A 23,332-nucleotide genomic window follows, 5' to 3' on the forward strand; every position below is an offset into this window, starting at 1 on the left:
ATGAAGCGTGATGAGCGCCCAATGGAGAGCCTCATTCAGTAGGTGAAGTTGCTCGTCGTCCACGGCCTTGCTCTCCCATCCTGCTGATCCTTGGTTGCAACGGCGTGCACCTTTCCTACCATCCGTCTGCGGCCTTCCAATCACTCGGGTTGCAGTATCCCTTTCGAAACCTTTGACCGGTGTGATCATGAGCAGACTCGCCTTGTCGCATGCTGGTCCTTTGAAGCAGTCCAATGGATGCGCCGCACGCTAACGTCATGGGTCGATGTTGGTAGACGTAGGCATTCTTATCAAACGAATTGTTTTGCTCTCTGAGATCGCTTTCGTTGCTTGACGTCGCGCAACAACAGCAGACTACGGCTCCCTCAGGGTAGGCCACATGGCCGGTGACGTCGTGCGGCCATCGGTTGGCAGCACGGTGACGTAGAGCATCCGGATCAAGATCCGTGGTCCGAGACAGCGACCCGGTGGCGGTAGACCATCTCCCACCCGCGCCAGCCGGTATAGAGCAGGAGGAGAACCACAACGAGCGAGATGAGGAGCCCTGTCGGCAGAACGGCCGCGTCCCCGGCCTCGTAGCGGCGGTACCAGTTCCACAAGGAGAGGAGGACCACGACCACGTTGCCGAGCATGTGATGCCACGCCGCCGAGAGGGTGCGGATCCGCCGGTCACCCATGAAGTCGGTCAGGCCGGCAAGGGCCGCAAGGGCCGCCATGACGAGCGCGGCGCCCAGGAGATAGAGCGAGGCCGTGCTCCAGGCCGTGTTGCCCGTGTTCCAGAAGAGCAAATCACACACGAGGGTGGCTACGAGAAAGGCGACCGGGAAGGGGATCAGCATCGGATGCAGCGGGTGTCCGGCGATCTTAGCAGTGCTTTGGGGATTTCCGGTTCGTACGGGGCTTTCGGCTCGCATGGCGTTCTCCGTTCCTTACTCAGCGGGATGTTTCGCAGTGGTGATGCCCTTTGTCTTCGAAGGGCGTCGCATCAGCCCGACGGCCGCGGCAACGGTGCCCAGCACCGCTGCTCCGACGATGCCACGCACAAGCGACGCGGAGGCGATGAGCGCGCGCGGCTTCGACACAGATACGAAGCGCCCGCGGAGGCTCTCCTTGTCGTCGACCGGCTCGAACAGGTTGTCGGGCCTCGGCGCGGCCGGCTCATCTGTCATCTGACCGTCCCAGGCGCGGCGGGCCAGCAGGTAATCGAGGAGGCTGGGAGCGGCCATCGTTCCCAGGATGGCTTTGATGGTGGGACTGCCGACCCAGAGTTCCCGTGGCGCCTCGTACGCAGCCTGGACAATCGCCTCCGCGGCAACCTCGGGATCATGGATCGGCGGCACCGGCTGAAGCCGGCGGGGCAGGCGGCTTCGCGCCCAGTCGAATTGTGGGGTGTTCACGGCCGGCAGATGAACCATCGTCAACCTAATGGCGCTGCCTTCGTGAATCAGTTCGCTGCGCAGCGAGTCGGTGAAGCCCCGAGCGGCCGCCTTGGCGGCGCAGTAGGCTGACTGGAGCGGGATCGAGCGGTAGGCGAGGGCGGAGCCAACCTGCACGATGGTTCCTGTCCCCTGCCGGCGCATGTGCCTCAGGGCTGCCAGCGTGCCGTGCACTTGACCGAGATAGGTGACCTCCGTGACGCGCTTGAACTCCGCGGGCGTGGTTTCCGCGACCGGTGCATAGACCGTCACCATGGCGTTGTTGACCCAGACGTCAATGCTGCCCCATTCCGCCACGACCGTGTCGCTTGCAGCAGCAATGGCGTCGGGATCCGCCACGTCGGCAGGAATCACCACCGCCTGGCCTCCGGCCTTTTCGACATCCCGCCGGGCCGCTTCGAGACCGTTTCGACCCCGCGCCATGAGGACAACCCGCCAGCCACGATGAGCAAAGGCGATTGCCGTTGCGCGTCCGACGCCGGCGGAAGCCCCGGTGATGACAACAATCTTGCGCCGGTCCGACCGTCTGGATCTTCGTGAGGCTTGGGATCCCGGCAGCGGCATGGTCACTTCTCCGACTGCTCTGGGAGTCCGAGGCGCTCCAGCACGGCGTCAGTGATCCGTGCGCAACGCGCGCCGGCGCATGGGAAAACATCGGCTAACGCGGATACCAGGGTTTTGTTGAGTGCCTCGCGCAGGAGACGACGGGCGCGATGAAGCCTGGTCTTCACCGTCTCCGGGCGCAGACCCAGATGCGAGGCGGTCTCCTCGACGCTCATCTCCTCGATGTCGCGCAGCATGAAGACAACACGGAAATGATCAGGTAGCTGGTCCACGGCGCGTTCGAGCAGACGCCGCACCTCGGCCCGGGCTGCTGCGTGTTCCGGATTGCTGTCATGGCGGGCCGACGGCAGATAGATCACGCGGGCCTCCCCCTGATCGTTGATGGCATCGATGTCCTTCAAGCCAACGGTGAGGCGCCGCCGTCGCAGCCGGCCGAGCGCTTCATTGAGCACGATGCGTGTAAGCCAGGTTGAGAGTTTTGCCTCGCCGCGGAAGCCGTCGAGGTGGGTGAAGGCGCGAACATAGGCCTCCTGAACCACGTCCTCCGCCTCGGCATCATCGTGCAGGACGCCGCGGGCGACGCGATAAAGCCTGCGGTTGTGCCGCTGCATGATGAGCCGGACCGCGACTCCGTCCCCGCCTCGGGCGAGCCCGACCAGCGCTGCGTCGTCCAAGGCGTCCAATCGTAATGCGGCAACCGCTGCTGTTTGCATGGTCGAGTTCCTGTAGCTGACTGTTAGATGGAGGCTCCCGACAAAGGTTCCCGGATGGACTCTTACGGAGACTAATCATTGCCCCAACTCGTGATCGTCTTGAGGGCGAAATGGCTCGGATGCTCGACGAACACCCTCATGACGATGCATTCCTCGGTGACGGGAGCGAACGAAGCATTTGCGTCTGCACCACGGCTTCCGGTCCCGTGATCCCTGTTCCAGAGCCCGCTTGACCGTCCAGACCTGCATGCAGCCGGCGGTGGACCGGCGGGAACACAACACCCAAAATGAGGCCCCAGAGCAGTTGAGCCAACAGCAGTCCCGCAGCCGGATAGCCACGCAGGATCGGCTCGTCAGGCAACCATTGCAGCAGAGGGACGGAGCCAAGCATCCAGAGCACAAATCCAAACGCCAGCCCAAAGAGCCAGCCGCCGCGCCGGTCGTTGGCGGCGCGCTGGAACAGCCCGCCGTAGAGAATTCCACCAAGAACCATCAAGCCGATGAAGGTGAGACCTGCGACAACAACCGATGTGCCAGCCGCCCTTGCGGGCGCGTCGAGCGCCTGGAACCCAGCGAGGACCAGCAGGGCGGGCACAGCAGCGATCACACCTCCCATGGCGCCCGCCAGAAGGGGTCGTTGCGTCGGCCCGGCGTCAAGGCCATGGGCCTGGAGCATCCTAAGCATGGAGCCTCCTCGCTTCCCATGTTATGATTTTTGAGGCTTGTTCCAGCACAGCCTCCACGGAGGGTGCCTCACTGAGGTCGGCCCCGAAGAGTCGCACGAGGTGCTGATAGGCGAGGCCCACCGTTCGCGGATCCCGGTTAAGATCGAATAGACCGACCGGATTGACATTGCCGAGCGGCTCCCGCTGGGCGATGTCCCAGTCGACCTGATCGGTGAGCGAGTACCAGGTGAAGCCCACCACCGGTACTCCGGTTTGTCGGATCAGCTGCACGTTGTGCCACTGCCGCCACAGCCAGCGTGGTCCCTCGCGCGCATCCATGCGGTTGGTTTCCGTGTGCATCATCGGCCGCTGGTAGCGCTGGTAGTATTGGCCAGCAATGGCGTACCACCCGAACAGCTCGCCCAGCGCCTGCGCATGGCCGGTGCTGTCGATGAGCTTCTCGTTCCATTCGTAATAATCGACCCCGAGGATCGATCGCCGGCGCACATCCTGCTGCATGAACCACGCGTATTCCTCGTCCGGCATGCCGTGCTGGTGGAGGTAGGCCCGCATGTCCTCGTGCACGGGATGGGCGTAGAGAAGATCCAGCGGCAGGAAGCGCCGCTCGTTCTCGAAGGCGGCGATGCGCCGGACCTCTGGATCGGGGCAGCAGGGCTGGTAGAACTCGCCGCTCTCGCTGTTGACGAACACGGCATCCGGGCGCTCGGACGCGATCGCCTGCATCATCAGCACGTTGGCCTTGGCGAGGTGACGGACGGCCGTGACGAAGGCGCGCTCGTCCCGGCACTGCTCGTTCCACAAGCCTTCGAGCGCGCTGAGCTTGGCGCAGACATACATCTCGTTCACAGGGGTGTAGATGTTCACCCATGGATAGCGTCGAACGAAGGCTCTGGCATAGTCGGCGAGCGCCTGCGGCACCTCCGGGTTCTGGAAGTTCTGCAGCCAGTCGGGCAGGCCGAAGTGGCACAGGTCCATGATCGGCACGATGCCGAGCCGCTGCATCTCAGCGGCGACATCGTCCATAAAGGTCCAGTCATACTGGCCGGGGCCGCGATGGATGAGGTGCAGGGGAGGACCGTAGCGCAGATAGCGCAGCCCGAGATCCCGCACGAGTTGAAGATCGGTGCGCCAGTGGCGGTAATGGCCGCAGGCCGCCATCTGGTCCATGCGCCATCGCCCGCCCTCCAGGGTGGGATAGCTGCACTCGATGCCGGTGGCGAACATGAACCTGTGCTCGACTGGAGCAGGGACCGAGTTGACAGGGAGGTGTGGCCTGGCAGGTCGCGTGTTCAGGGCTGGCGGCCGGCTCGCCGCATACCCGACAGGGCGGACATAGAGCAGGCCCAGCACGCTGCCCCAGATCAGGTGGCCGGCTGCGATGGAGAGCGGCTCATGTGCTCCTCCGCCTAACCCAAACAGCCCTGAGGAGGACAGCTGACCGCTTTGAACGAGTGGGTGCATGAGGTCGAACTGCGGATGCATGATGAAGATCGCCAGCGGCATCGGCACGAAGGCGAACACGAGCCCTTGGAGGACCGGGCGCAGCGGCAGGACGGACCAGAAGAAATAGGCGTAGAACACGGCCCAGATCGCGCCGACGAGCAGGTGGACCGACATGCCGGCCAGCCAGGACACCCCTGGGCTCGCGTTGGGAAGAACCAGGGTCCCGAGCGTCATGACAAGGTCGAAGAACGGCACGCCGGCCCAGATCAGCAGGCGGGCGACCACCTCCCAGGCAATGGCACCTGCCATGCCGGCAAAAACGGCCTTTGAATAAGCAACCGAGCGGATCATGGCGTCCTCAGGTGTGTGGCTGGCCTAGCGCGACATGGCCGTAGGCCAGCCAATTTGTCGTCCGGCGGATCCGCTTCGGCTGCTCTCGATCCAGTGGCGGGCCCGGTGGCTGACCATTGGATGAAGAGGCGCCGCGAAGGTTCCCGTCGTTATCGGAAGCAGCCTTTACGCGCGCCTGATGACGCCCCGTCGCATGATCTCGTCAATGGACGGGAAAGCACGGAGCGCGATTTCAGGGATTGGTTTCCCGCCTGCAGTTTGTGTCGACAGGGTGTCGGCTGGAGGCCTATCGGGCTGACCGACGATAATCCGTCCGACCATGCCGGCGTGCTCATGCGGGACACAAAAGATGTCGTACACGCCTTCCGCCGTGAGCGTGATCGAGAAGCTTTCGTTCGGCAGCAGGTAGTCCGAGTTCCAGGGCTGTGCGCTTTCCGGGATGCGCAGGGGGCGCTCGAAGTTCTTCGGATGATACGCCGTCGCCGTGTGGGAGTTTCCCGGATCCTTGTTGATCCAGCGGACGGTCTGGCCGGGCCGGACGCGCAGGCCGATCGGATCGAACCAGACCTGCGAGCCGTCCGCATTGCCCTGCATCCCGATCTCGACCGGCGCATCGGCTAGCAGCGGCCGAGGCCATGCGAGACCGGCGAGGAGACCCCCGCCGGCCCGTAAGATCTGTCTGCGCGAGGCCGTCACTTCCCGGCCACACGTGTCTCGTCGGCCTTGGGCACATGCCACAGGACGACGTGGGCGTGGGGCTTCTCGACGCCCGGATGGCCGGCGTTGAAGTAGACGTCCACGTGGTCGACCTTGCCGCCGGGCGCGGCAAGATCATCGAAGCGCTTGTCCTTGTTGGAGAGATCCTCGATGGGCAGCATGTACACTGTGCTGACCAGCCGCCCGTCGCGGTCATAGGCCAGGAATGGTCCAGCCGGCAGGGTCTTGGGGTCGACATAGAGCTGGCCGAGCCCCGGCAGGAAGTCGGGTATCTTCACGAGCTCGCTCACCTTCTTGTACGCGCCGGCCGGCGGGGCCTTCTCGACCTGATCGGCGGCCAAGGCCGGCATGGCGAACGCGGCAGCAATAGCGACGGCGGCAAAGCGGGAAAGCATGAGATCCTCCATTGGTTCGACTGGCTACGCGGGTCGCGCAATGCATTGGATGGGTGGCAGGCCGAAAGGTTCCCAGATTGTTTCAGGTCATGCACTCGATCTTCGGAGGCGCCTGCAGGCCCTTCTTCGAGGCACGATCACGTGGGTTGGGACGCCGCCTCTGCGATCCGAATTCGTAACCGCTCTGGTCTCGGTGAGCGTTCCGTTCGATCGGCTGATCATTTCCGGCACCTTCTTTCTGCACCATAGGAACTGCGATCCCTTCGCGGGGCGCCCTGACTGAACGTCCCAGCGGGTGCCTGCAACGACTAGCGGCGGCGTTATTCCGAGCAGTGAGGCAGGACGAGCCTCGCATGGTTGCGTGACCTTGTGGCCCCCCGCGAGCGCCCGTTGAGCTTCCACTGCCGCGCTCAGAAGCCGTAGGAGGTGACCTGTACCATCGAGAGATGATCCTCCACGGCCTTCACGCCGGCTTGGTTCTCCGCAGCCAGGCGGAGCGCGTGCCGTTCCTCGTTCGACTGGACAATGCCGAACAGGTGAACGATGCCATTCTCGACGACGATGTTCTTCGCCAGGAGATGGGCCCACGGCTGCGCCTTGAGCTCATCGCTCAGTTGCTCCCGGATGATGCGGTCGGCAACGTTCATCGGCTTCGACACATCGGCTGTCGCCAGGACCTGAAGCAGGTTGCTTCTGGTCACGATACCAGCAAGCTTACCGTCACGTAGCACCGGAACGCGTTTGATCCGGTATTGCTCCAGTGCGCGAGCTGTGTCGGCGACCGACGTGGTCTCCAGGACCGTCACCACATCTTTTGTCATGACATCGGCAGCGGTGCGACCGTGTGATTTGGCATAGTGTCGAGCCAGCACCATAGGGTCGTTGAGAAAGGTCTGCCACCAGGAGCGGCGCTGCTCCCCGGCCAATTGGGCATGCCCGATCAGATCGCCCTCGCTGACAATGCCGAGCAACCGTTGCTCATCCCCGATCACCGGGACGCCACTGATATGATGGTCGCAGAGTAACTTCGCGATCTCGTGGATCGGCATCCCAGGTTTAACGGTGATGACGGCAGTCGTCATAACATCTGCGGCGGTGAGCATCCCTGCCTCCTCTGGGTGCGCGCTGACGAGAGGCTCGTGAGAGTGTGCCGGTCATCGGCGCCATCGGTAGACAAGCAAAAGCGTACGCTTGGAAAGAGTATGTGACAATTGAATAGCTTTGCCGGTTCAAATCACCTTTTTTGCTCTTTGGCTGACTCTGGGTCTGCCCGGCCGTGCAGGATGAGGTTCCTGAGGGCGACGGCGTCATTGTGCATCTCGTCCCGGGCGGAGAATACGAGGGTGATCCGGCCTTTGCGGGCGCGGGCCCGCAACTCCTCCAACATACTCTGATGATCATGCACCTCGGCGGCGTACCGGCGGCAGAATTCGTGCCATCGGCGAGGGTCATGCCCAAACCAGCGGCGCAACTCGGTGCTGGGTGCGATGTCCTTCATCCATTCGTCGAGGGCGAGGGCTTCCTTGGAGATCGCGCGGGGCCAAAGGCGGTCAACGAGGATGCGAGCGCCGTCATCGGCGGATGGCGGCTCATAGGCCCGCTTCAGCCTGACATGATGGTCCGGAATCTTCGTGCTCATCAGAGCGCTCCCAAGACCAATAAAAAATGGCCGGTTCGCGCCGCCAGATCACCATCCCGGTGTGCGAAGCTCAGAAGCCCTGGGCGGTCTCCGGCGGTGATAGTCGAAGCCCAATCACCTGATAGCCGATGGCGCACTACGACCATCCCATCAGGTTTTGCCTACCGGTCCTCGGACAACGAAGCGATCATGATCGCGGCATGCGCGTAGGCTCCTCCGGCCCGCATCTCGGCTGCGACCCAGACCGCCTCCATGAGTTCCGGCGCGGTCGCGCCCGCGCGCTGAGCGGCCTTGGTGTGCCCCTCGATGCAGTAGGGACACTGGGTGACGTGCGCGACGGCAACGGCGATCAACTGCTTGGTCTTGGTATCCAGAGCACCATCGGCGAACACTTGGCGTCCGAAGGCCTCGAACGCAGCCTGGACATCAGGGGCGAGATCCCGGCGTTTGTGGGCCACATCAGGGGAGGTCGGCGGGTATATCGTAGCGGCCATGGTCATTTCCTCACAAAACGGAGGTCAGCGTTGTCGAGCAGGCCGCGAAGGAAAGACGCCCGGTTATCAGGGAACATCCCAACCTCCAATGTCACATCGACGGATGTAAGGCGGATCTCGGACGGGCGCCCAGGCGCCTTTTGGCGGGAACCCATCCCCATGGCCGACGCGGCACCGATGATCTCTGTCACGCTGCCTTGGCGGGCCTTCCGGTGGAGGTCTGAAGCGTTGATGAGCTGGAAGAGGTAGAAGCCGTTCCATTGAACGCTTGCTTCAGCAGCTTCGTGGTTGAAGCTCAGTGACCCAATGACATTCTCCTTGATCCGTCCGACGAAATCCCATGTCGGGCCGGTGATAAAGGATGGCACCGCTCGATCTTCGGGAACGGCGCAGACGAGTTCATCCCGATCTGCGCGGCAGAACAAGTTGTAGTTTCGCATAGCCGATCTCCCATGGCCTGACGTCGCTAAAGCATGGTGATGAACCAGCCGATCAGCGCAGCAGCCCCAGCAAAGACGGTGATAACCTGCCACTGTACCTTCATGTCGTCGGTGTTGATCGCGGCGGAACGCACTACGCTGACCCTTCGCATGATGGTCTCCTTCCGGTTCGCGCTGGAACCGTTGGGGGCTACCGTTCGCACCAGCCGCCACATGGCTCCTTCGACATGAATAGAGTTCTGCCTAGCGGGCCTGTGTGGCAAGCGAATTCTTTTGAGTCTTCCGTGCGAGATTTCTGCATCATCACGGAGCTGGTCATGCATTCGACACCAACCCCGCGATGACTCGGGGCCAGCAAAGTTTTTGCACTTATTCGACAAAAAAATTTATTTGCCAGACATATGCCGGTGCTCGAACGTAGTCATGTCTTGAGAGTGTCGTTTCATGCCCGGCAGAGTTCAACCGCTCGTAGTTCACGCCGAGAACCATGGCGTTCCCTCGTTCTGGCGTCGGTGGTTCTATTCCACGAACCACAAGGACATCGGTTCCCTCTACCTCATCTTCGGCTTTGTGGCCGGCATCATCGGCGGCTTGCTGTCCATCGGCATGCGCCTGGAGCTCCAGGAGCCAGGCCTGCAGTTCTTCTCCAACCCGCAGGCCTACAATGTCTTCGTGACCGGCCACGGCCTCATCATGGTGTTCTTCGTCATCATGCCGACCCTCATCGGCGGCTTCGGCAACTGGTTCGTGCCGCTGATGATCGGCGCTCCCGACATGGCGTTCCCGCGGATGAACAACATTTCGTTCTGGCTCCTCGTGGCTGCCTTCTGCCTGATGATCCTGTCCCTGTTCTCCGAGGGGGCTCCGGGCTCGCTCGGCTTCGGCGGCGGCTGGACCGCCTATCCGCCGCTCTCGACCGTCGGCCACCCGGGACCAGCCTTTGACTTCGGCATCTTCGCCCTGCACCTGGCTGGTGCGGGCTCGATACTGGGCGCGATCAACTTCATCACCACGATCCTCAACATGCGTGCTCCGGGCATGACGCTGCACAAGATGCCGCTCTTTGCCTGGTCCATGCTGGTCACCGCGTTCCTGCTCCTGATCACTCTTCCGGTGCTTGCGGGCGCGATCACGATGCTGCTCACCGACCGCAACTTCGGCACCACCTTCTTCGATCCGTCGGGCGGTGGCGACCCGGTGCTCTACCAGCACCTGTTCTGGTTCTTCGGCCACCCCGAAGTGTACATCATGGTCCTGCCGGCCTTCGGCATCATCAGCCACATCGTCTCGACCTTCTCCAAGAAGCCGATCTTCGGCTATCTCGGCATGGCCTACGCCATGGTGGCGATCGGCGTCGTCGGCAGCGTGGTGTGGGCGCACCACATGTACACGGTCGGCCTCTCGCTTCAGACCCAGGCCTACTTCGTGTTCGCCACCATGGTGATCGCGGTGCCCACCGGCGTGAAGGTGTTCTCGTGGCTCGGCACCATGTGGGGCGGCTCCATCCGCTTCACGGCAGCCATGTACTGGGCCATTGGATTCATCTTCGTGTTCACGGTCGGCGGCGTGACTGGCGTGGTGCTCGCCAATGCTCCTATCGACCGCTACATGCACGACACCTACTACGTGGTGGCTCACTTCCACTACGTGCTGTCTCTCGGTGCAGTCTTTGGGATCTTTGGCGGCATCTACTACTGGTTCCCGAAGATCACCGGCTATGTGTATTCGGAACGCATCGGCAAGGCGCACTTCTGGATCGCCTTCATCGGCTCCAACGTGCTGTTCTTCCCGCAGCACTTCCTCGGCCTGTCGGGCATGCCGCGCCGCTATGCGGATTACCCGGACGCGTTCGCGGGCTGGAACCTGGTATCGTCAATTGGGGCCTATGTCTTCTTCTTCGGCCTGTTCGTCTTCATGTACGGCGTGATCGACGCCTTCCGGCGCAAGGAGCAAGCAGCCGACAATCCCTGGGGCCTAGGAGCAACGACGCTGGAATGGACCCTGTCGTCCCCGCCACCATTCCACCAGTTCGAAACTCTTCCAAGGGTCGTTGATAGCCACCACTAGGCGAGTGGAGACGATCAAGGCGCACCGTTGATATACGGCGCAATCACATGGGCCTTATAGCAAAGTTAGTTCCGCTGCAGTAACGCGAGCAAAGTCCAACGAATCCAGCCAATGGTTTCATCAGGCGACGAAGCAATTCAGTTGATTGACGAGACGGCCTTCGCCCATCGATCCGGGCTCTCGCAGGATGCGGCGGCTTCGATGGGTCTTGCGTATAAACTCGAAGGCCATGATCGTTGCGTAGGCTGTTGCTCGGACTAGCGCGGCCCCACCTCATTTTCCTTTCCCCCGCTCGGACGCAGCAAGGAGTCTCCCATGCGCTTTGCCTTAATCGTACCTCTTGCTATGGCCTTGAGTTCGGGTGCCGCCCAAGGCCAGGACGCCGCTGCAGGCGAAAAGGTATTTGCCCAGTGCCGGGCCTGTCATCAAGTTGGCCCGAATGCCAAAAATGCCGTCGGCCCTGTGCTGAACGGTGTCATCGGCCGCACGGCCGGCACGGTGGAAGGCTACAACTACTCGCCCGCCAATAAGAACTCCGGCCTGACTTGGGACGAGTCGACGTTCGCCGAATACATCACTAATCCCAAGGCCAAGGTGCCGGGCACCAAGATGATCTATGCCGGACTGAAGGACGAGCAGCGCATCAAGGACCTCATTGCCTTTCTCAAGCAGTTCGATACCTCCGGGCAGAAGGCTGCAGCGCTGATTGAGCCCCATCGACTCGCGGCGCGGCGAATGGATTGGGTAACGTTCGCGGATCGACAGCAGGCCGAGACGGGGTCATGATCAACTATCGGGACCAACGGGCCGGGGCCATACCCACGGGGCTTAGACTGAAGCCCGAAGAATGCGCAGTTTCCCGGTCGACGTGAAGGGGGTCCGGGCAGTTAGCGGTCTAGGCCACAACTGCCTTGGTCGCGGAGCATACAGTCAAAGCCTAATATCGAAGCTGCGACTTTACCGAAGCCAGAGCCGCGTAACGCCTCGCCCCGCTCTCACCTCTGGCAACGGCGCCCCGGCGGTCAAGACGAGCTTTCAATGGCGAGGTGCGCGTCTTCTTTTGCGCTCAAAGCCAGCAGCCCCTAAGGAGCAGGCGCGTCGGGCAGCCGCACCCAATGGCTTGGTTGCACGAGAATGCCGCGCTTGCTAACCCAACACTGCGTTACGGGCAGCCAATGGGCGATCTCGTAATCACCCAACACCGTGAAGCACAAAATTTCAGAGCCATCCCGAGGCGCTGCCTCTATTGGAGACCATGTGGCGAGGCAAACGGATCGTTCTTCAGTCATTATCCGTACCGAGTAGTGATCGTAGAGGAGTCTAGCACCCTTTTCTGTCCTACGACCGGCATTCGCTGCATAGCAGGGTTTCCCAGCAGGTATTCTTCTTAAGACCAACCTGAGAATCGACTTCAGAGGACCATGGTGCGCTTTGAAGCGAGCGGGACTTGGAGGACGCCTGAACCCGTCGGGACGAGGAGTCGCACGCGCTTGCACACGACGCACTTCCTGGACAGGGACGCCAGCGACCATGTGTCGGCTCCTCCAGCCTCACACCAGAGGCTGCACGCAAATCCCGCGAGAACATTAACGTTAGTCGGTGCTGACAATTTTTGCTTTCATCAAAAATACAGCCATCATTTGCTGAAGGCTCGCTGTAGAACAGCGGCTATGTCGTTGGCTGGCGCTGAATGATGGCGCCCTCGCCGAAGTGCCTTTGTGGAGTTGGCACTGCAATGGCCCTCCCCGCATGATTAGGACGAGAGGAAGTCAGAAGATCAGCTTAGCCACGCCTTCGTCACAGCTGTGGTTCTACGGCGTATTTCCAATCGAGCGGAATACAGGTCAGATGCCATCGCACCTTGGGTCCCCGAGCCGCTCGCTCTCATGCGGTTGGGTAACTGATACATCGAGATCCTTCACCAAGCCATCTGCCAGGGAATAAACCCACCCGTGAATGCAGAGGCTCTGGCCGCGTGCCCATGCCTCACGCACGATGACGTCGGACGCCACATTCCTGACTTGCCGGATGACGTTGAGTTCGCACAGGCGATCAAGGCGGGCGCGCTTGTCCGGAATAGCTGCAAGTTCGTGGCGATGCTCATTGCAGACTTCGCGGATCGGATGCAGCCAGTGGTCTACGAGACCACGCCGCTCGCCGTCCACGGCCGCGCTCACACCGCCGCAGCCGTAGTGCCCCACCACCATGATGTGCTTGACCTTCAACACGTCCACTGCGAACTGAAGCACAGACAGATAGTTCGCATCCTGTGGCGGAGCCAGGTTGGCGACGTTTCGGTGTACGAAGAGCTCGCCAGGATCCAGGTCCACGATCTGGTTGGCTGGTACCCGGCTGTCCGAGCAGCCGATCCAAAGGTATTCTGGTGCTTGCTGGCTTTCGAGCCGCTTGAAAAAATCCCGATCAGAGGCAACCATACGGGCTGCCCAGGCGCGGTTTTTCGCTCTCAGCTGGCTCAGGAGAGGGGCGTTCATAGCATTGACCTTGCAGAGGTGCGCTGACTGCCATTCAGTAGCCGGCGCGGCGGTGACAGATCAAGCCCAAGCTTGCGAGCGACAACACCCGAACTTCACCGGCTGTACTCGGCTTGATCTGATGTTACCTCCGCAGAATGGTCGACCCATTTTCATCCGTTGCATCTCGCAGGATTTTGGCCTGCGGTACCCTCCTGAAGGTATTGTCAACTTGGCGCCGAAGAGGCAAAGCTGGCGCGGACGCGGCCGTCGGGTCAGTCCACATCAGCCTACCAAGGCAGCACCGGTGGCGTCGCGCCACGTAGCAAAGGCGCGCTCACGCGCAGCCCGATACTCACCGGCCGAGACGCGATGACGGCCGAGTTGGAAGTGGTTGTGGATCGGAGTGTGAGAGGCGAGAAACTGCTGGGCCTGCCGGACTGACTTAAACCGTCTCATGTGGCGTTCTCGTCTTCGGGTGGGTTGGTGTGAGACCTCACAGCGGTTGTTGAGATACCGGCTCTGCCGATGCTCGACACCCGGCAGGATCTCGCGTTTCGCGGCGCCATAGGATCCGAGTTTATCCGTCACGATCACTCGTGGCGCGTAGCACAAGCCCTTCAGCAGCTTGCGGAAGAACCGCTTGGCCGCCTTCTTATTGCGCCGGCTCTGGACCAGCACATCAAGCACGTTTCCATGCTGATCAACGGCCCGCCAGAGGTAGTGCAGTTTGCCTCGGATGCGGACGAACACTTCATCCAGAAACCATTTGTCCCCGGGTTGCGGCCGGCACCGCTTAAGTGTCCTGGCATAGGCGCGCCCGAAGCGCAGGCTCCATTCACGGATGGTCTCGTAGCTGACCAGGATGCCTCGCGCCGCCAGGATCAGTTCGACCTCTCTTAGGCTCAGGCTGAAGCAGTGATACAACCAGACCGCTTGGTTGATGATTTCAGCCGGAAAGCGGAAGCCGCGGTACGGGTTGGACGTGGTGCTCATGCCCGAGACCCTGCCATAGGAACCGACCTACGCCAACTTGACAGTACCTCTCGGAGCGTCGGAGCGAGCCCGACGGGGCCTGACCTATGTGCCACAAGAAGCCAATGTCTTCCGCAACATGTCAGTGTTGGAGAACCTGCGCATCGGTCATGAGTTCATTGCATCACGCGATGGGCCCTCCTTTGACAGCCGGATGGAGGAGGTCCTCGCGGTGTTCCCGGAAATCCGCCCGAAGCTCGGCACGGTGGCGGGGCATCTCAGCGGCGGGCAGCGGCAGATGGTGGCCATGGCGGCCGCGCTGATGCCGGATCCGACAGTACTGGCGCTCGACGAACCGTCCGCCGGCCTGTCTCCGCGCAATGCGGAACTGCTGTTTGAAATCATCCATCGCATCGCCGGTTCAGGCGTCACTCTGCTGTTGATCGAACAGAACACCCGCTTGGGGCTGGGCGCGGCCGACAATGGTGTAGTGCTGGTGGCCGGGCAGGTGCGCTTGGCGGCACGCGCAGCGGATATCCTGGCCGATGAAGACATACGCCGGCTTTACCTAGGGGGAGCTTGATGCTGCAGCTCCTTCTCAACGGCGTTGTCACCGGCCTGCTACTGTCGCTGCCGGCGCTTGCGCTTTCCCTGTCCTTCAGCGTGCTGCGTTTCGCCAATTACGCGATCGGCTCCTATCTCACCTGCGGCGCATATCTTGTTTATCTGTTCAACGTCCTGTTCGGATGGCCTTTGTGGATCGCGGCCAGCATCGGTGCACTTGGGCTTGCCGCGCTCGTTGTTGCCGTCGACTGGTTAGCGTACCGCCCTCTCCGCAACCGCTCGGGTGTGACGCTTCTGGTCGCTTCCATGGGAGTGGCAATCGCGCTTGAGAACCTTGTTCGGCTCTTTGCCGGCAATTCACCACGCAGCTTTGACGTTGCGGTCGCACGGCCGCTGCGGTTCGGCGGCCTTCGCCTTAATTACGAACAACTCACAATTCTGACCACGGTATTGGCAGCGCTGGCGGTGGTGTGGATCATCTTCCGGCTGACCCGCCTCGGGCGGGCCATGCGGGCGGTCGCCGACAACCCCGATCTGGCAGCCGTGCGTGGCATCAGCCGAGGGCAAGTGGTGGCCAGCGTCTGGATCATCTCGGGTGTACTCACTGCGATCGCTGGTGTGCTGGTTGGGCTCGATGCCAACATTGAGCCGCAGATGGGGTGGAATTACCTGTTACCTGTCTTCACGGCTGCCATTCTCGGCGGTATCGCAAGCCCCATGGCGGCGGTGGCTGGTGCGTTGACGATCGGCATTGCCGAGGAATTGGCGACCCTCGTCATGCCACCACACTATCGCATGATCGTTGCCTTTCTCATCATAGCCACGTTGCTGCTGGTTCGGCCATGGGGCCTGTTCGGAACCCGTTGGGTCACAAGATGATAGCCTATCTCATTGCCACTCTCACGCTCGTAGCCATCACGGCTCTCACAGGGTTGGCCCTCAACCTGCAATGGGGGATGGGCGGGCTGGTAAACTTCGGTCTGTTCGGCTTTTATATGCTAGGTGCGTATATATGCGGTCTACTCACCGTGCAGGGCGTGCCACCGCTTATCTCGCTTGTAGGCGCCATGTTCGGCGTGGCGCTCCTCAGCGCGCTCATCAGTCTGATTTCCGTGCGGCTATCTGAGGATTACCTGGCCATCGTCACGCTCGGCTTCGCGGAATGTCTGCGCCTCTTCATCAGTTATGAGGAATGGCTCACCAGGGGTACGCTCGGCATCGCGGGCATTGAGCGGCCCTTCCACGGACTGATGCCGGCACACCTGGCGGATACAGTCTTCCTGGCCTTCACGCTTATGGCCGTGGCTCTCATCTATGGCGCACTGCAGGCTCTGGCCATTTCACCGTTCGGGCGCTTGGTGCGGGCCACTCGAGAGGATCCCGCTGTGGTGGAAGCCTTGGGAAAATCCGTCCTCCTAGTACGCTTCAAGGTGTTCGCAGTCGGCGGAGCCATTCTCGGCCTTGCAGGGAGTTTGCACGCTTTCTACTACACCTACATCGATCCCACGCAGTTTAGCCCCATCATCACTGCCTATGCGTTCATGGCGGTTGTGATTGGCGGGCGCGGCAGCAATCGCGGCGTCCTGATCAGCGCTTTCACACTCATCCTGGCGCTGGAGGGCAGCCGGTTCCTCGTGGATTGGGTGCCTCATCTCGGTAGCAGCGAACTTGCGGCGATCCGCCTGATCCTTGTGGGAGGTGGGCTTGTCCTTCTGCTCATCATCAAGCCGAACGGTTTCGGAAAAGAACCTCGCTCTGCGGAAGCAGAGATTGGTTCCTCCACATCAACCTGACATCCCGGAGAGTCCTTATGGCACGCGCACCCGTCAAAACCCGAGAAGATCTGCCTGAGCACCTGCGTGAACTCTGGGACCGCATGGTGACTTATGGCCCCTTTGAAAATCAGGCTGGCGTCATGGCCAACCGGCTGCCGATCTTTGAGCATACGTGGCGGCTGCTCACCCAGCTTTCGACGGAGGCCGTGCTCCCGAAGCGCTATCTCGAGTTAGCAATTGTGGCAGTCTCCCTGGTGAACCAGTGCGACTTCTGTGTGGCGCAGCATGGACCCAAGCTTGAAGTGGAGGGTATCTCGCGTGAGGGCGCGCAGGCACTCCTCGACTGGCAGAGCCACCCGGAGTTGACCGATGTCGATAAACTGGTGGTGGAATATTCTATTGCAGTCACCAGCAATTGGCACCGCATCCGTGACGCAATGTTCGAGCGGCTACGGGCGCATTTCAGTGAGGCCCAGATTGTCGAACTCACTTGGCGTATAGCATTGTGTGGCGCCTTCAACCGGTTCAACGATGTATTACAGGTTGAGGTTGTGGAGGAGCCTAGTTTGTCCGGTTCTGTCCCGTCAGTCGCGTCCAACTAGGAAGCCAACATCTTCGATGACAGGCCACCGTGGCGCTTCTTTGAATCACCTGGGATTGGCCTGTCATCTGCCAGAAATACTAACCGAACGCGTTGGCGCCTATGCCTCCTGCCAACTTAAATGGCACTCTAGAGCAAGAGATCATCTCTCCACCGCACGCGTTTAGGTTCCATAATGTTTGTTATGCGAAATGTTATATTCTTTAACCTCCTCCCCCACTTTAGCTCCAGGACATCGGATTCAGTCCTAGTCTAAGGAAGAGTTAGCAGATCGCGCGAGTTAGTTGATAAGGCTGTCGAGATCTTATTCTTCAACGATATGCCGATTGAAATTGGCAAACTTGCAGATCTTATCGAAATCGAAGGACTGGCAATCGCGGGACAGAACCGAAATGCAACCTTGGCAGGTTATCTATCCCGCGACGAACGTGTGGAGTTCGTGCGGCCAGTAGGATGGCAGCTGACTGAGGCAGGACGCCACTATGTGAACAGCAGTGGCCGCGGAAAAGAACCGCAAAATCCTGTCGAGAACGATAACAAGTGGGACCTTGAACCCGAAAGGTCATCGGAAGATTTTGACGATGACATACCATTTTAAACAAACGCCCCGCTGTGGCGGCGGGGCGTTTGTTCCTAACTTCGACGGCAAGTCCTCCGTCGCAGTCGGGGCTAAGCATCCAATGGATACTTCGCTTGGACAGCTTGTATGTATTGCGATGTTGAGCTCCGGTCAACTCAGGACCTATGGAGCCTTAGATGGCAAATCGTGTGTACCCCTCGTACTGGATGTACAAGGATTCTCGTGGTGAGTGGCGCTGGACCTATGAGGCCAGCAACGGCAAAACCATTGCGGTGAGCAGCGAAAGCTACAAGAGCCGCAGGGACTGCGAACGAAGCATCGAGATCATGAAGGCATCGGCTAACAGCCCGACTTGGATGCCCGCAGATCTTCTCAACGCAGCGTAACCCCAAGCCCAAGCCTGCGGCTTGGGCTCACTCGCCATAGAAGGAATAAAGATGTCAACTTGGCAATTCGCTCTGGTACGAGAGCAAGGCATCGCCTTTGGGGTTGTGGCTGTCCGAGATAGCGTGATTGACAGTCCCTCTCAGCGTGACGAACTCACTCAGTGGTGGACGATGAAACTCGGCTGCCCTGCCGTTCTAATTGGCGCACAACGACACCGCACCTATGGTCGACAAGACATTGTGCGTTTTCTCCGGAATATTCATCCGTCTCAGCTTCCCTGGCGGCAGATGAACGTGGCTTAAGACCAGCAAGCAAAGCGAGCGCGCCCGTCAGAGCCTCAAACGCTAGGGTGCGTTCGCGTTCATGATAAGGCAGAAGAGCGTTAGCGCCACCGCATTCAAGGATGACACCGCCACGCATCGTAGACGCTCTCCACCACATCCTCGGGCTTAGCTTTGATCGAAATCAGATAGACGCTAGCATTGCTGAATTGGTAGCACATCGTTTTACGAACGATGAACTTATAATAGTCCAAGTACTTCCCGTTTACATTTTTACAATTCGCCCAAGAGTCGGTTGATATGCATCAATCTACCCGAGCATACTAACTCTTGCACACCGACTATAAACTTCTTGTCAGGAATCATAATTGTATTAATGTCTTTAGCCGGCTGAGTACATTAAGCCTTGGAACAGGGTCGACGCCGTGAAAGCGTCAACGTACCCCCAGCGTTAACTCCTCGTTGAGCATACTTCCCTCACATTGGCTGAGGGCTCCAGGAGGTGGTGAGATGCGGGTGTTGCTGATCGAGGATGACATCTCTGTCACTCAGAGCATCGAGCTCATGCTGCAGCGCCTCAATGTCCGGATCTCCGTGGCCGATCTGGGCGAGCATGGCATCGATCTCGGCCGGCTCCCCGACTACGACATCATCCTGCTCGACCTCAACCTCCCGGACATGTCAGGCTATGAGGTCCTGCGACAGCTGCGGCTTGCCAAGGTGAGCACGCCCGTCCTGATCCTCTCAGGCTTGGACGGTATCCAGAACAAGGTCAGAGGCCTGGGCTATGGTGCCGATGATTATCTCACCAAGCCGTTTCACAAGGACGAACTCATTGCCCGCATGCAGGCCATCATCCGCCGCTCGTCCGACCAGGCCGAAGCGGTGCTCCAATGCGGCGATCTGACGATCAGACCTCGGGCTCAACAGGCTGAGGTCGGAGGGCGCCAGGTGAACCTGACCGGCACGGAGTACAAGATCCTGGCGTTTCTGGCTCAGCGTCAGGGGAGCACGCTCACCAAAGAGATGCTCCTCAATCATCTGTATAGCGGTATGGATGAACCTGCGATCAAGATCATCGACGTGTTCATCTGCAAGCTGCGCAGGAAGCTTGCGGAGGCCTCAGGCGGCAGGAACTACATCGAGACGGTCTGGGGCCGCGGTTACATGCTGCGGGAGCCGCAGCTCGTCAAGCTAGCAAGCTAAGTCTCAGGGTCACGATCGAATTCCGTCATCCGCTGCCCCGCGTTCTGTCAGCAGCATGCGGTGCCGATTGCAACACCGCGCCACCACCCGACTCTGCTCCCGATGAGCGTCAACGGTTGTCAAAACAGTAGCGCCCCGGCTGAAGGTCGAGCACCAGACCTCCCACCAGGGCGCACGCGATAGGTTCCGATATCGCCGGCGGAATATGATTGCAGATCGTGATCAGGGAAGTGTGCCTGAGCACATGACGATGAAATGGCGACAGGCCCTTGTTATGTCGTTATCCCCATCGCTTTGAAACCGTTGGTTAACCATGAAGGCGCATGCTTTCACGCGTGATGCAGGACTGGGCGGGCTTCCTCTTACCTGGAGACGGTTGCTCATGGCAGAGAAAAGTTTCAGCGACACGATCGAGGAGAAGTTGGCATTTATCTCGCCAACGGTGAAGGCCATCGAGTTCGGAGGAGATCAGCCTTATCTTTGTGACTTGCAGACACTCCTCAGGCAGCACCTGACAAGCCTGGTCGTCCTGTTTGAGCGAGATCCTGGCCTGGATGCCGCAACAGGCGATCTGTACGCGGCAGCGGCTGCCATTGTGCAGGACACCACACTCGCTTCTCAACCCCTCGCCCGAAAACGCCGTTTGCTCAAGGAAGCTCAAGAGCGCTTTCAGGAGCGCATCTCCACTGCACGCCCGAACGGACGAAGAGCCTGCGCTGCTTGGCGACAGAACGAACTCTTCCTTGCAGCTTGATCCAAGAACCAGGTTCCGCGCCAGCCCATGCTGTATGCCGGAACCTACTCCCCTACCCTCCTCAATATAGAGTTGCTGTCCGTTCTGCAGCTGAGGATACGGCTACCTCGTCAGAGCTGTGACGGGGTGGCCGTGTAGCAGGATGCCCGGTCTCAGGAGAGATGCTGAGCAAAGTGCTTGTTCATCTCGAACATGCTGACCTTGCTCTTGCCGCCGAAGACGGCCTGAAGCTTGTCATCCGCCAAGATCTCCCGCTTGTTCTCGGGGTTCTGGAGATTGTTCGCCTTGATGTACTCCCACACCTTGCTCACAACTTCAGTGCGCGGCAGCGGGGAGGATCCGACCACAGCGGCCAATTCGGTGGAGGGCTGCAACGGCTTCATCAGCGCTGGGTTCGGCTTCTTGGCTGCTTTGGATTCTGACATCGTGATACTCCGTTCTAATCCTGGTCTGCCATCTGCATCGGCAAGGTGGCGGGACCATGGTCAGCAAGGACCTAACAGCCCCTTAACTCGCCCCTGCCGCTCAGATAGCCGAGATAGCTTTGACTGATGATTGCAAGATCGTCATCACCCGCGCCGTTTGCTTTGTGGCTTCGCCATCATCTGCCGCATCGCTTCTTCAGCCCGCGCTCTTGCCTCTGCGTTGTGCGAGAGGTTGCGCACCTCTGAGGGCTCGTCCTGCTGCTGCAGACCATTCTTGCGCGCCCGCCACTGCTTGGCCTGCGCGGCAGTGGCAGCTGCATTGGCCAGCTTCTCAAGCCTGTCGAGATGCGGCGTACTGGCAGACCCGTTGACCTCAGGTTGTTCGTCCTCTTGCTCCGGGCGTTTAGCCATATGTTCGTTTCCTCAGGATGAAAGTCACCAATGACGCTAGGATGTTACGCGCTTCCTTTTCAGTGAGTATCGGTTAACTTCGCCTTAACCATAAAGGTCCGAGGTACGCCGATGCGAAAGATCCGTCATGGCTTCATAGCACTCGCTGTCCTCGGAGGCCCAGCCTCTCTCATCCTCGCGCACCAGAAGCTCACGGAGACATTCCCGCAGGGCGCATCCAATCCATCCGCTGTTGCCGCGATCGTGCAGCAGGCCTATTCCAGATGCTCGGAAGCCCCGCGGACTGTCAGACCCTCCCAATGTGAGGACTACATCCGGTCCTTTGACGAATGCGTAGCCCGCAAGAACGAGTGCGACCCGCACTCGGTTTACGAGGTCTTGCTCAAGTTGAGTTCCACACCTTCAGATCGCGGCCGCGAAACTTCGCCAAAGTCACTCTGAGGATCAATTGGCAATGCGACCTGGCGCAGGCTCGGGCGCTCTTATCGCATGCTTTGAGTGAAGCGCATGAACCAGACGTTCACCACTTTCTCCCAATCAGTGCCGCGGTTTGATGATGCCGCGATGAGCGCACAACCATGCCTTCTCCAGACCATTGATGTCCGCCTGTTGAATTGACTCTCGTTGCCGGATTCTCGCGCATCTGTGTCGTACTTCAGTGGGAGATCTGGTGCTCAGCCTCTCGCCGGGGCGCTTGGTGCTTGTGCACAGCAGTCATTTGCATTTCTGCGGCTTATGGCGCATTGTGGGGGTGTGTGTTGCAACCGGCATCACAAAAGCGCCCTGACAGTGAGCTCCACACGGCTAACTCTGTCGGGGCGTTATCGTTTGTGAATACCTCGCTCATGTCGTGAGAGAGCCTGGCGGAAACCATACTACGGGGTTCAGGGTTGCCTCTCCCTTCCTCGGCCATGTACCAAAGGCAGGCGTCCACAATCCCTGACAATGCTTCGGTTTCATGACAGTTCGCCGCCGCTTTCTGCTCGCCCCATCCTTCGCCCGCCTGATCCAGCACGAGAGGGGTGGGCTGCGTCACGTCGAGGGCTTCTTCCCCGAGCAGCGCGATCGCTCCTCCTGGGTTCGGCTTGAGGAGAATAAAGGCCTGCTGATCCTCAAGACGGTTGGACCTGACGGTGAGGCCGAGGACAAGACCGACATCCCGCTGGCCCATGCTCATGCGCTGCTCGATGTCTGTGCCGGTGAGATCGACTACACCCGGACAACCGTGCCGATCAGCGAGGCGCACGCCTTCGTCGACGAGATCCTCCGGCCCCGTGTCCTGCACCTCGTCACCATGGAATTCGCTTCTGAAGAAGAGGCGGGGGCATTCCGTCCACCAGAGTGGTTCGGCCCTGAGGTCACGGCAGATCCTCGCTACACAAACCAATCCCTGGCGCTTCACGGATTTGCTGAGGCTCCGGATATCCCGCTGTCGGATGCGGCGCTTAACAGCCTGATCGACACCCTGGAAAACCGCTTCCCTGTTCAGGCGCGGATGGCCAGCAACAAGCCCAAGGCCAAGCAGTTGGCGGTGACTAGGGCCAAGGCACAAGCCAGTGCCGAAGTTGTCCAAGTTAACCTCGACGAGATCGAGCAGGCCATGTTGCGCGAGATCGAGAATACGCTCCAGAAGGGCAAGCGCGAGTAAGGGACGACCCGCCTGATGCCTGATGCCCGTTCGCCCATACGACACCACCTGGTGCTCTATCGGCGTGATCTGGAGCAGGGTCAGGCACGCTTCTTCAGCCTGATGATTGAACGCGACCTGTTCGGGACGATCCGGCTGGTGCGGAATTGGGGAGCAGTCGGCTCCAAGGGCCAGGAGAAGGTCGATATCTACCCAAATGAGGCCGCAGCTGCTCGGGCGCTTGAAGGCTGGGTGCGCATTCCAGGGATGGTGATCGGTAGTTCCACGCGACCGTGATCACTCGTTCGGGTGATCGTGATCACCGTCAGC

27 protein-coding genes are annotated in these 23,332 nt (G+C 60.3%); 11 read left to right on the forward strand and 16 right to left on the reverse strand.

Annotation, left to right across the window (positions count from 1 at the left end):
• Positions 1–437: 437 nt before the first annotated feature.
• The 12 genes from ILT44_RS16210 to ILT44_RS31470 form a co-directional block, all read right to left on the reverse strand.
• Complete coding sequence (locus ILT44_RS16210) at positions 438–914, reverse strand: DUF2231 domain-containing protein (protein WP_204240641.1); 477 nt, start codon at positions 912–914, stop codon at positions 438–440.
• Between the two features lie 15 nt (positions 915–929).
• The gene (locus ILT44_RS16215; RefSeq protein WP_204240642.1) at positions 930–2,000 is read right to left on the reverse strand and encodes an SDR family oxidoreductase; all 1,071 of its coding nucleotides are present in this window, start codon (positions 1,998–2,000) and stop codon (positions 930–932) included.
• A 2-nt stretch (positions 2,001–2,002) separates the two neighbouring features.
• Positions 2,003–2,713, reverse strand: coding sequence for an RNA polymerase sigma factor (locus ILT44_RS16220; RefSeq protein ID WP_204240643.1), 711 nt, complete (start codon positions 2,711–2,713; stop codon positions 2,003–2,005).
• A 136-nt stretch (positions 2,714–2,849) separates the two neighbouring features.
• Complete coding sequence (locus ILT44_RS16225) at positions 2,850–3,398, reverse strand: hypothetical protein (protein WP_204240644.1); 549 nt, start codon at positions 3,396–3,398, stop codon at positions 2,850–2,852.
• Positions 3,391–5,193, reverse strand: a complete 1,803-nt coding sequence (locus tag ILT44_RS16230; RefSeq protein WP_204240645.1) for a family 1 glycosylhydrolase — start codon at positions 5,191–5,193, stop codon at positions 3,391–3,393. Before ILT44_RS16230 ends, ILT44_RS16225 begins: the two co-directional genes overlap by 8 nt.
• Before the next feature lie 165 nt (positions 5,194–5,358).
• Positions 5,359–5,889, reverse strand: a complete 531-nt coding sequence (locus tag ILT44_RS16235) for a plastocyanin/azurin family copper-binding protein (protein WP_204240646.1) — start codon at positions 5,887–5,889, stop codon at positions 5,359–5,361.
• Positions 5,886–6,305, reverse strand: coding sequence for a DUF5602 domain-containing protein (locus ILT44_RS16240; protein WP_204240647.1), 420 nt, complete (start codon positions 6,303–6,305; stop codon positions 5,886–5,888). The genes ILT44_RS16235 and ILT44_RS16240 overlap by 4 nt, the downstream gene beginning before the upstream one ends.
• Before the next feature lie 410 nt (positions 6,306–6,715).
• The gene (locus tag ILT44_RS16245; RefSeq protein WP_204240648.1) at positions 6,716–7,408 is read right to left on the reverse strand and encodes a CBS domain-containing protein; all 693 of its coding nucleotides are present in this window, start codon (positions 7,406–7,408) and stop codon (positions 6,716–6,718) included.
• Positions 7,409–7,539: 131 nt separating this feature from the next.
• Positions 7,540–7,944: a DUF488 domain-containing protein gene (locus ILT44_RS16250; RefSeq protein ID WP_204240649.1), complete on the reverse strand. Its 405-nt coding sequence runs from the start codon at positions 7,942–7,944 to the stop codon at positions 7,540–7,542.
• A gap of 161 nt (positions 7,945–8,105) precedes the next feature.
• A complete protein-coding gene (locus ILT44_RS16255; RefSeq protein WP_204240650.1) occupies positions 8,106–8,438 on the reverse strand; it encodes a carboxymuconolactone decarboxylase family protein in 333 nt (110 codons plus the stop codon).
• A gap of 2 nt (positions 8,439–8,440) precedes the next feature.
• Positions 8,441–8,878: a hypothetical protein gene (locus ILT44_RS16260; RefSeq protein ID WP_204240651.1), complete on the reverse strand. Its 438-nt coding sequence runs from the start codon at positions 8,876–8,878 to the stop codon at positions 8,441–8,443.
• Between the two features lie 26 nt (positions 8,879–8,904).
• The gene (locus tag ILT44_RS31470) at positions 8,905–9,030 is read right to left on the reverse strand and encodes a hypothetical protein (RefSeq protein ID WP_255549737.1); all 126 of its coding nucleotides are present in this window, start codon (positions 9,028–9,030) and stop codon (positions 8,905–8,907) included.
• A 292-nt stretch (positions 9,031–9,322) separates the two neighbouring features.
• Here ILT44_RS31470 and ctaD point away from each other — a divergent pair, with 292 nt between their 5' ends.
• Together ctaD and ILT44_RS16270 are read left to right on the forward strand one after the other, a co-directional pair.
• Positions 9,323–10,945: a cytochrome c oxidase subunit I gene (gene ctaD, locus ILT44_RS16265; RefSeq protein ID WP_204240652.1), complete on the forward strand. Its 1,623-nt coding sequence runs from the start codon at positions 9,323–9,325 to the stop codon at positions 10,943–10,945.
• A 315-nt stretch (positions 10,946–11,260) separates the two neighbouring features.
• On the forward strand, positions 11,261–11,731 hold the full coding sequence (locus tag ILT44_RS16270; RefSeq protein ID WP_204240653.1) for a c-type cytochrome: 471 nt from the start codon (positions 11,261–11,263) through the stop codon (positions 11,729–11,731).
• 1,058 nt (positions 11,732–12,789) lie between these two features.
• On the opposite strand, the gene ILT44_RS16275 is transcribed toward ILT44_RS16270, so the two are convergent.
• Both ILT44_RS16275 and ILT44_RS16280 read right to left on the reverse strand, forming a co-directional pair.
• Positions 12,790–13,437, reverse strand: a complete 648-nt coding sequence (locus tag ILT44_RS16275) for a carbonic anhydrase (RefSeq protein WP_204240654.1) — start codon at positions 13,435–13,437, stop codon at positions 12,790–12,792.
• A gap of 264 nt (positions 13,438–13,701) precedes the next feature.
• A complete protein-coding gene (locus tag ILT44_RS16280; RefSeq protein WP_204240655.1) occupies positions 13,702–14,412 on the reverse strand; it encodes an IS6 family transposase in 711 nt (236 codons plus the stop codon).
• A 37-nt stretch (positions 14,413–14,449) separates the two neighbouring features.
• Here ILT44_RS16280 and ILT44_RS16285 point away from each other — a divergent pair, with 37 nt between their 5' ends.
• The 7 genes from ILT44_RS16285 (at position 14,450) to ILT44_RS16315 (ending at position 20,539) form a co-directional block, all read left to right on the forward strand.
• The gene (locus ILT44_RS16285; protein ID WP_255549738.1) at positions 14,450–14,974 is read left to right on the forward strand and encodes an ATP-binding cassette domain-containing protein; all 525 of its coding nucleotides are present in this window, start codon (positions 14,450–14,452) and stop codon (positions 14,972–14,974) included.
• Positions 14,974–15,834 carry a branched-chain amino acid ABC transporter permease gene (locus tag ILT44_RS16290; protein WP_204240657.1) on the forward strand — a complete coding sequence of 287 codons (861 nt, stop codon included), beginning with the start codon at positions 14,974–14,976 and terminating at the stop codon, positions 15,832–15,834. Before ILT44_RS16285 ends, ILT44_RS16290 begins: the two co-directional genes overlap by 1 nt.
• Entirely contained in the window at positions 15,831–16,748 is a 918-nt protein-coding gene (locus ILT44_RS16295; protein WP_204240658.1) for a branched-chain amino acid ABC transporter permease, read from the forward strand. Before ILT44_RS16290 ends, ILT44_RS16295 begins: the two co-directional genes overlap by 4 nt.
• Positions 16,749–16,765: 17 nt before the next feature.
• Positions 16,766–17,332: a carboxymuconolactone decarboxylase family protein gene (locus ILT44_RS16300; RefSeq protein WP_204240659.1), complete on the forward strand. Its 567-nt coding sequence runs from the start codon at positions 16,766–16,768 to the stop codon at positions 17,330–17,332.
• Between the two features lie 755 nt (positions 17,333–18,087).
• Entirely contained in the window at positions 18,088–18,297 is a 210-nt protein-coding gene (locus ILT44_RS16305; protein WP_204240660.1) for a YegP family protein, read from the forward strand.
• 792 nt (positions 18,298–19,089) lie between these two features.
• The gene (locus tag ILT44_RS16310) at positions 19,090–19,785 is read left to right on the forward strand and encodes a response regulator transcription factor (protein WP_204240661.1); all 696 of its coding nucleotides are present in this window, start codon (positions 19,090–19,092) and stop codon (positions 19,783–19,785) included.
• Positions 19,786–20,167: 382 nt separating this feature from the next.
• Positions 20,168–20,539, forward strand: coding sequence for a hypothetical protein (locus ILT44_RS16315; protein WP_204240662.1), 372 nt, complete (start codon positions 20,168–20,170; stop codon positions 20,537–20,539).
• Between the two features lie 152 nt (positions 20,540–20,691).
• Here ILT44_RS16315 and ILT44_RS16320 read toward each other — a convergent pair whose 3' ends face one another.
• Entirely contained in the window at positions 20,692–20,964 is a 273-nt protein-coding gene (locus ILT44_RS16320; protein ID WP_204240663.1) for an SWIB/MDM2 domain-containing protein, read from the reverse strand.
• Positions 20,965–21,108: 144 nt separating this feature from the next.
• Positions 21,109–21,375 carry a hypothetical protein gene (locus ILT44_RS16325; RefSeq protein ID WP_204240664.1) on the reverse strand — a complete coding sequence of 89 codons (267 nt, stop codon included), beginning with the start codon at positions 21,373–21,375 and terminating at the stop codon, positions 21,109–21,111.
• A 958-nt stretch (positions 21,376–22,333) separates the two neighbouring features.
• On the opposite strand from ILT44_RS16325, the gene ILT44_RS16330 reads away from it, so the two are divergent.
• A complete protein-coding gene (locus tag ILT44_RS16330; RefSeq protein ID WP_204240665.1) occupies positions 22,334–23,023 on the forward strand; it encodes a CYTH domain-containing protein in 690 nt (229 codons plus the stop codon).
• A gap of 15 nt (positions 23,024–23,038) precedes the next feature.
• A complete protein-coding gene (locus ILT44_RS16335; RefSeq protein ID WP_204240666.1) occupies positions 23,039–23,299 on the forward strand; it encodes a WGR domain-containing protein in 261 nt (86 codons plus the stop codon).
• The last annotated feature ends 33 nt before the right edge of the window (positions 23,300–23,332 follow it).

Source organism: Microvirga arvi (genome assembly GCF_016892765.1).
Classification (GTDB): domain Bacteria; phylum Pseudomonadota; class Alphaproteobacteria; order Rhizobiales; family Beijerinckiaceae; genus Microvirga; species Microvirga arvi.

Coding starts and splice junctions, on each gene's coding strand:
- ILT44_RS16210 (WP_204240641.1), bottom strand. CDS start 914: ATGCGAGCCGAAAGCCCCGTACGAACCGGAAATCCCCAAAGCACTGCT.
- ILT44_RS16215 (WP_204240642.1), bottom strand. CDS start 2,000: ATGCCGCTGCCGGGATCCCAAGCCTCACGAAGATCCAGACGGTCGGAC.
- ILT44_RS16220 (WP_204240643.1), bottom strand. CDS start 2,713: ATGCAAACAGCAGCGGTTGCCGCATTACGATTGGACGCCTTGGACGAC.
- ILT44_RS16225 (WP_204240644.1), bottom strand. CDS start 3,398: ATGCTTAGGATGCTCCAGGCCCATGGCCTTGACGCCGGGCCGACGCAA.
- ILT44_RS16230 (WP_204240645.1), bottom strand. CDS start 5,193: ATGATCCGCTCGGTTGCTTATTCAAAGGCCGTTTTTGCCGGCATGGCA.
- ILT44_RS16240 (WP_204240647.1), bottom strand. CDS start 6,305: ATGCTTTCCCGCTTTGCCGCCGTCGCTATTGCTGCCGCGTTCGCCATG.
- ILT44_RS16245 (WP_204240648.1), bottom strand. CDS start 7,408: ATGCTCACCGCCGCAGATGTTATGACGACTGCCGTCATCACCGTTAAA.
- ILT44_RS16250 (WP_204240649.1), bottom strand. CDS start 7,944: ATGAGCACGAAGATTCCGGACCATCATGTCAGGCTGAAGCGGGCCTAT.
- ILT44_RS16255 (WP_204240650.1), bottom strand. CDS start 8,438: ATGGCCGCTACGATATACCCGCCGACCTCCCCTGATGTGGCCCACAAA.
- ILT44_RS16260 (WP_204240651.1), bottom strand. CDS start 8,878: ATGCGAAACTACAACTTGTTCTGCCGCGCAGATCGGGATGAACTCGTC.
- ILT44_RS31470 (WP_255549737.1), bottom strand. CDS start 9,030: ATGCGAAGGGTCAGCGTAGTGCGTTCCGCCGCGATCAACACCGACGAC.
- ctaD (WP_204240652.1), top strand. CDS start 9,323: ATGCCCGGCAGAGTTCAACCGCTCGTAGTTCACGCCGAGAACCATGGC.
- ILT44_RS16270 (WP_204240653.1), top strand. CDS start 11,261: ATGCGCTTTGCCTTAATCGTACCTCTTGCTATGGCCTTGAGTTCGGGT.
- ILT44_RS16275 (WP_204240654.1), bottom strand. CDS start 13,437: ATGAACGCCCCTCTCCTGAGCCAGCTGAGAGCGAAAAACCGCGCCTGG.
- ILT44_RS16280 (WP_204240655.1), bottom strand. CDS start 14,412: ATGAGCACCACGTCCAACCCGTACCGCGGCTTCCGCTTTCCGGCTGAA.
- ILT44_RS16290 (WP_204240657.1), top strand. CDS start 14,974: ATGCTGCAGCTCCTTCTCAACGGCGTTGTCACCGGCCTGCTACTGTCG.
- ILT44_RS16295 (WP_204240658.1), top strand. CDS start 15,831: ATGATAGCCTATCTCATTGCCACTCTCACGCTCGTAGCCATCACGGCT.
- ILT44_RS16300 (WP_204240659.1), top strand. CDS start 16,766: ATGGCACGCGCACCCGTCAAAACCCGAGAAGATCTGCCTGAGCACCTG.
- ILT44_RS16305 (WP_204240660.1), top strand. CDS start 18,088: ATGGCAAATCGTGTGTACCCCTCGTACTGGATGTACAAGGATTCTCGT.
- ILT44_RS16310 (WP_204240661.1), top strand. CDS start 19,090: ATGCGGGTGTTGCTGATCGAGGATGACATCTCTGTCACTCAGAGCATC.
- ILT44_RS16315 (WP_204240662.1), top strand. CDS start 20,168: ATGGCAGAGAAAAGTTTCAGCGACACGATCGAGGAGAAGTTGGCATTT.
- ILT44_RS16320 (WP_204240663.1), bottom strand. CDS start 20,964: ATGTCAGAATCCAAAGCAGCCAAGAAGCCGAACCCAGCGCTGATGAAG.
- ILT44_RS16325 (WP_204240664.1), bottom strand. CDS start 21,375: ATGGCTAAACGCCCGGAGCAAGAGGACGAACAACCTGAGGTCAACGGG.
- ILT44_RS16330 (WP_204240665.1), top strand. CDS start 22,334: ATGACAGTTCGCCGCCGCTTTCTGCTCGCCCCATCCTTCGCCCGCCTG.
- ILT44_RS16335 (WP_204240666.1), top strand. CDS start 23,039: ATGCCTGATGCCCGTTCGCCCATACGACACCACCTGGTGCTCTATCGG.